Origin of the sequence: Flavobacterium sp. (assembly GCF_043720215.1) — a bacterium.
GTDB lineage: Bacteria > Bacteroidota > Bacteroidia > Flavobacteriales > Flavobacteriaceae > Flavobacterium.
In genome coordinates this window covers 1-4,721 of record NZ_JAYSSZ010000093.1, presented here as the reverse complement: position 1 = coordinate 4,721, position 4,721 = coordinate 1, and the positions used below count along the sequence as shown (strand labels likewise).

The 4,721-nt window shown below is 35.0% G+C and carries 2 protein-coding genes and 1 pseudogene; 2 read left to right on the top strand and 1 reads right to left on the bottom strand.

What is annotated here, in order from left to right:
* Nucleotides 1–2,468: pseudogene (locus ACHZC3_RS04465) on the bottom strand (hypothetical protein); the annotation flags it as partial.
* A 168-nt stretch (nucleotides 2,469–2,636) separates the two neighbouring features.
* Between ACHZC3_RS04465 and folE the strand changes: the two are divergent.
* Both folE and cysS read left to right on the top strand, forming a co-directional pair.
* On the top strand, nucleotides 2,637–3,308 hold the full coding sequence (gene folE, locus ACHZC3_RS04460; protein ID WP_394758679.1) for a GTP cyclohydrolase I FolE: 672 nt from the start codon (nucleotides 2,637–2,639) through the stop codon (nucleotides 3,306–3,308).
* A gap of 117 nt (nucleotides 3,309–3,425) precedes the next feature.
* Nucleotides 3,426–4,721 (top strand): cysteine--tRNA ligase (gene cysS, locus ACHZC3_RS04455; protein ID WP_394758680.1); only part of this gene is annotated, 1,296 nt, incomplete at its 3' end.

Here is a 4,721-nt window from a genome sequence, read left to right as displayed (position 1 = left end):
CCTCCTGCATTTAGGATAATCGTTTGGTTTGCTCCTCCATTTAAGGTATAAGTAACTGTAGCATTTGGAGTTCCTGTAAAAGTAATATTGGCTCCTGTTCCTGAACATACTGACGTGGTTCCTGATATAACTACTGTTGGAGCTGGGTTAATTGTAACAGTCGCTAAACTTGTATCATTAATACATGGAGCTATTCCTGAAAACGAATAAGTAAACGTACTTGTAGTTGCACCTATTGCAGGTGCATAGGTTCCTGCGATAACATTAAAAGTTCCACCTGATCCAGAAGTTTGAGACCAAATTCCTCCTGTATCTTCTCCAGAAATTAAAGAAAATAAGTCAATAGTTGTTAGACTAGAATCACAAATGATAGTACCACCATCAATACCCGCGTTTGGTTGTGAATTAATAGTTACCAATGTTGTAGCTGTTACTGACGAACAACCAGCTGATGCAGCAGGAATAGTATAGGTCACTGTATAATTTCCAGGTGTACTTCCATTTGGCGTAATAGCACCTGAAGTTGGATTAATAATAAGTGTATTTGGACTTGCAATATAACTACCTGGTGAAAAAATGCCTGTTCCTGACAAATTAACTAATTTAGGCACTATATCTGATTCACAAAATGATGTACTAGGCGCACTAGGAGTACTATAAGATATTGAAGCTGTTGGTGGAGTACAATTTGTAGCAATACAGGTTTGTGTATTTGGTGAAAAACAATTACCCACAGGTCCTGTTGGTGTTAATGTAATGACTACGCTATCGCCTGGCGTTAAACCAGTAACTGAATACGTTAAAACATTTCCTATTGCGCCAACATTTACAACTGGATTCGCATTGACTTGATATGATACATCATAACCTGTCGCTCCCACAACTGCTGCCCAAGTAAATACTACTGAAGTAGTTGTTGATGCACCACAATTTATAGTTGGAGTTACCACTGGATTTATAATAACCGTTGTACTAGTATTAAATGCTGGACAACTTCCTGTTGCAGCAATATCATAATTTACCGTATAGGTTCCTAATAAACTGGTACTTGGTACAACTGCTCCAGTTGTTGAATTCAAACTCAAACCAACTGGTGTTGCTGTAAATGTTCCTCCTGTTGTTAATCCAACTGATGTTATAGCTTGTGCAGTTGTAATACTATTACAATAAGGACTAGCTGTATATGAAAATGTTCCCGATGGTGAAGCTAGTGCGTTTAATGTAAAGAATCTTTCATTTATACAACCTGTAGTATTTAAATCTTCTACTACTACCCATATTTGTTCTCCAGCACCTGCACTAGAATAAGCTCCCAAACTTCCGTTAGGAATAACAGGGCCACTTGCCGAACCAACATGGTATGTAATAGTATAATCACTCGGTGATAAAGCTCCAAGCATTGCAGCATTCTGATTTATATTAAAAATATAGGGTGGTGCAGCACTTGTACATATGTTTAAGTTAGTAGGATTAGAAAGCGGATAAACTTCTGGAGCAACTGTTTCCGTATCTTGTACAACAATTGTTGTAGCATCACATCTTGTATAACTTGCAATGGCAGTGTAAACTGTTGATGCTGTAGGGCAAACTGATAATGGATTAACATTTGTACTCGCAGGAACAGGAACACCGTTAGCTAACCAAGTTAGAACAACATTCGAAGGTCCTGCTAAAGCTGGGGTAAAACGCCAAGATTCATTCGTTGCTGACCAAGTTCCGGTATTTCTTCCAGGAGGAACTACGGCTTGAGTTCCAGCTTGATTCATAACTCCAATAACTCCAGCTCCACCATTCCATCCAGTGCATGAAGTTCGTCTACTCACCAATACTTCAATAACATTTGTAGCTTCATACAATGCAATTTGATATGTTTGAGTTCCAACGCTCAGATTACAACTATATTGAGGCATTTGATTAGTATTTAAAATAAATACTCTATTAGGGTATGTTCCTGTAACATAATAATTTATATTTTGAACAGCAGGATTTGTAATTAAACCTGGATGAATATCTTGGTACACTCCATAAATTGCATTTTTAATTGGAAATCCAGCATCAGGTAACGGTGTTGAAAAAGACCAATCACAACCTCCAAGAGGTATTTCCGTACCGCCTGGAACTATTCCGTTAATATCAAAACTTAACACCCCATTGGAGCCAACTAATAAACTAGTATAATTTTGTCCATAAAAACAAAATGGAAAAGGTAAAGTAACAATATCTGACCATCTGTCATCAATAGTAACATTCAAATTTGTTCCTCCAACAAAAGGAAAAGTTGGCGCGTAAGGAATTGAAGCTACTGTATATGTATTTGTTGGCTGCGTAATTGGATAATTTGCTTGCAAAGCCACGCAATCTCCAGGGCTACATACTGGTAAAGGTGTATCTATTGTGACTGCAATGTTTTGAGCCGAAGAAATAAAATAAGAAAAACACAAAACAAGTATAGGTAAATATCTTTTCATAATATATTGATAATATTAACTTTAAAAAATCGGACGAAATTTAACGATTTTTTAAATAATATGCATTTTTTTTTATACTTTTTAATAATCAAAATCGATTACTAAATTTGAATATATTCCATATATTTGCATTTATATTTTTTTTTAATTGAATAAAAACCTTATTTAATGGCTCATACCGACGATTTTCAAGACGAAATTGGCAACAATCACATCGCTACAAACGCAAAAAATCCTGTACGAAAAGATGCGTTTGATTTAACTGATGATCAAAAAATAGCATCTATAAAAAAAGATGTTGAAAATATATTAAACACACTTGGCATGGATCTTACTGACGATAGTCTGTCTGGAACTCCAAATCGAGTGGCAAAAATGTTTGTAAAGGAAATTTTTGGAGGGCTAAATCCTAACAAAAAACCAAGTTCTTCAACTTTTGATAACAACTACAAGTATGGGGAAATGCTGGTCGAGAAAAACATTGTGGTTTACTCTACTTGCGAACATCATTTGTTACCTATTGTAGGTAGGGCTCATGTTGCTTACATATCAAATGGAACAGTGATCGGTTTATCTAAAATGAATCGTATCGTCGAATATTATTCAAAAAGACCTCAAGTTCAGGAAAGACTAACTATGCAAATTGTACAAGAACTACAAATCGCTTTAGGAACTGATGATGTGGCTTGTGTTATTGATGCCAAACATCTTTGTGTAAACTCTCGCGGAATAAAAGACATAGAAAGTAGTACTGTAACTTCAGAATTTGGCGGGAAATTTAAAAACTTAGAAACTAAAAGAGAATTCTTAGATTATATTAAATTGGAAACAAAATTCTAAACAAAAATTTATTAATACCGAAATGCCCTAGCCCTGATTGCAGTGGAAATCCTTTTTTGAGGCACGAAAAAAAGATTGAAACGAAAAGCAGGAATAGCTCCTAAAACAAATAAAAAAATGCCATTATATAAATCGCACCTCATAAAAATATACAATTCGCTTTCGGGCGAAAAAGAAAACTTTACTCCTATTAATGAAGGAAATATTGGTATGTATGTTTGTGGACCGACAGTTTACAGCAATGTTCACTTAGGCAATGTGCGTACTTTTATGTCGTTTGATGTGATATATCGCTATTTTTTGCATTTGGGTTATAAGGTTAGGTATATTAGAAACATTACTGATGTAGGTCATATTGTAGATGATGTAGATGATGGTGAAGATAAAATTGCCAAAAAAGCTAAACTAGAACAACTAGAACCTATGGAAATTGTGCAGCGTTATACTGTCGATTTTCATAATGTTTTGAAAGCCTATAACTTTTTGCCTCCAAGTATCGAACCTACGGCAACTGGTCACATTATTGAACAAATTGAGATTGTTAAGAAAATTATAGCTAAAGGAATTGGTTATGAATCTAACGGTTCTGTTTATTTTGATGTCGTAAAGTTTAACGAAACTAACAATTACGGAAAATTAAGCGGTAGAAATATCGAAGATATGTTGGCTAATACTCGCGATACCGACGGACAAAGCGATAAAAGAAACCATCAGGATTTTGCCCTTTGGAAAAAAGCAGAGCCAGAACATATTATGCGATGGCCTTCGCCTTGGAGCGATGGTTTTCCTGGTTGGCATTTAGAATGTACTGCTATGAGTACCAAATATTTAGGTAATCATTTTGATATTCACGGTGGCGGAATGGATTTGAAATTTCCGCATCACGAATGCGAAATTGCTCAAAATGAAGCATGTACTGGTCAGGAACCAGTAAATTATTGGATGCATGCTAATATGTTGACTTTAAACGGGAAAAAAATGTCGAAATCGACAGGGAATAATATTTTGCCAAGCGAAATTTATTCTGGTGGAAGTCCATTCTTAACAAAAGCTTTTTCTGCTTCTGTTGCTCGTTTTTTTATGTTGCAAGCGCATTATCGTAGTAATCTCGATTTTACTAATGATGCAATTCTTGCTGCTGAAAAAGGTTTTTATCGATTGATGGAAGCCGTTGATAATTTAAAAAATACAGCTCAATTTACAACATCAAATACGACATCAATAGATATCAAAAATTGGAAACAAAATTGTTATGATGCCATGAATGACGATTTTAATACACCAATTCTTATTGCTCATTTGTTTGAAGGTGTTCGTTTTGTGAATGTATTAAAAGAAAATAAAGAAACCATTACTGCAAGCGATTTATTAGATTTTGCAACTACAATAAATGCTTTTGTTTTTGATGTTCTT

What these genes read in the sequence shown, in the direction of transcription:
- folE (WP_394758679.1), top strand. Translation starts at nt 2,637, where the DNA reads ATGGCTCATACCGACGATTTTCAAGACGAAATTGGCAACAATCACATC.